2 protein-coding genes are annotated in these 1,710 nt (G+C 59.8%); both read left to right on the top strand.

All coding sequences use genetic code 11. From position 1 onward, the window contains the following. Window positions 1-766 (top strand): ParA family protein (locus ACIP66_RS28680; RefSeq protein WP_400652670.1); only part of this gene is annotated, 766 nt, incomplete at its 5' end. Between the two features lie 9 nt (window positions 767-775). After that, on the top strand, window positions 776-1,648 hold the full coding sequence (locus ACIP66_RS28685) for a ParB/RepB/Spo0J family partition protein (RefSeq protein WP_008084408.1): 873 nt from the start codon (window positions 776-778) through the stop codon (window positions 1,646-1,648). The last annotated feature ends 62 nt before the right edge of the window (window positions 1,649-1,710 follow it).

Raw genomic sequence — 1,710 nt, forward strand, 5'->3', positions numbered from 1 at the left:
GGGTGGTGTGGGCAAGACCACCACCTGCATCAACCTCGCAGCATCCCTGGTCGCGACCAAGCGCCGGGTGCTGTTGATCGATCTCGATCCACAGGGCAACGCCACCATGGGTAGCGGTGTGGATAAACACGGCCTGGAAAACTCGGTTTATGACCTGCTGATCGGCGAATGCGATCTGGCGCAGGCCATGCACTATTCCGAGCACGGCGGTTATCAACTGCTGCCGGCCAACCGCGATTTGACCGCGGCAGAAGTGGTGCTGCTGGAAATGCAGATGAAGGAAAGCCGTCTGCGCAGCGCGTTGGCGCCGATCCGTGAAAACTACGATTACATTTTGATCGACTGCCCGCCGTCGCTGTCGATGCTGACTCTGAACGCATTGGTCGCTGCTGACGGGGTGATTATCCCCATGCAGTGCGAGTATTTTGCGCTCGAAGGTCTCAGCGACCTTGTGGATAACATCAAGCGCATCGCCGAACTGCTCAATCCGAACCTGAAAGTCGAAGGCCTGCTGCGGACGATGTACGACCCGCGCCTGAGCCTGATGAACGATGTTTCGGCGCAGCTCAAGGAACACTTTGGCGAGCAGCTGTACGACACGGTGATCCCGCGCAACATCCGTCTGGCCGAAGCGCCAAGCTACGGCATGCCGGCGCTGGCTTACGACAAGCAATCGCGCGGCGCCCTGGCTTATCTGGCCCTGGCTGGCGAGATGGTTCGCCGTCAGCGCAAAAATTCACGCATCGCCGCCGCTCAGGCAACTTAAGGAATCCCCATGGCCGTCAAGAAACGAGGTCTCGGACGTGGACTGGATGCACTGCTGAGTGGTCCGACTGTCAGCGCGCTGGAAGAACAAGCCGCGCAAGCTGACACCCGTGAGCTGCAGCACCTGCCGCTGGATCTGCTCCAGCGCGGCAAATACCAGCCGCGTCGGGACATGGATCCGCAAGCGCTGGAAGAACTGGCGCTGTCGATCAAGGCACAAGGCGTGATGCAGCCAATCGTGGTGCGCCCGATTGGCGGTGGCCGTTTTGAAATCATCGCCGGTGAACGTCGCTGGCGCGCGAGCCAGCAAGCCGGGCAGGAAACCATTCCGGCGATGGTGCGCGACGTCCCCGATGAAACCGCGATCGCCATTGCGCTGATCGAGAACATCCAGCGCGAAGACCTCAATCCAATCGAAGAAGCGGTGGCCTTGCAGCGTTTGCAGCAGGAATTCCAGCTGACTCAACAGCAGGTTGCCGAGGCTGTGGGTAAATCCCGCGTCACTGTGGCTAACCTGTTGCGGCTTATTGCGCTGCCGGAAGTCATCAAGACCATGCTGTCCCACGGCGACCTGGAAATGGGTCATGCCCGTGCTTTGCTCGGTTTGCCCGAGAATCAGCAGGTTGAAGGGGCGCGACATGTTGTCGCACGCGGCCTGACCGTGCGCCAAACTGAAGCACTGGTTCGCCAGTGGTTGAGTGGCAAACCGGAGCCTGTGGAAGCCAGCAAACCCGACCCGGATATCGCCCGCCTCGAACAGCGTCTGGCCGAGCGCCTAGGCTCTGCGGTGCAGATTCGCCACGGGAAGAAGGGAAAGGGTCAGTTGGTGATCGGTTATAACTCGCTCGATGAGCTTCAAGGTGTGCTCGCACACATCCGCTGAAACATTTCCTCATGTAGCGCGCAGTCGGAAATCACTACCTGACAGTTGAATAGGGGCAGAAC

Origin of the sequence: Pseudomonas sp. NPDC088429 (assembly GCF_044753305.1) — a bacterium.
Taxonomy (GTDB): Bacteria; Pseudomonadota; Gammaproteobacteria; order Pseudomonadales; family Pseudomonadaceae; genus Aquipseudomonas; species Aquipseudomonas rustica.

What these genes read in the sequence shown, in the direction of transcription:
- ACIP66_RS28685 (WP_008084408.1), top strand. Translation starts at nt 776, where the DNA reads ATGGCCGTCAAGAAACGAGGTCTCGGACGTGGACTGGATGCACTGCTG.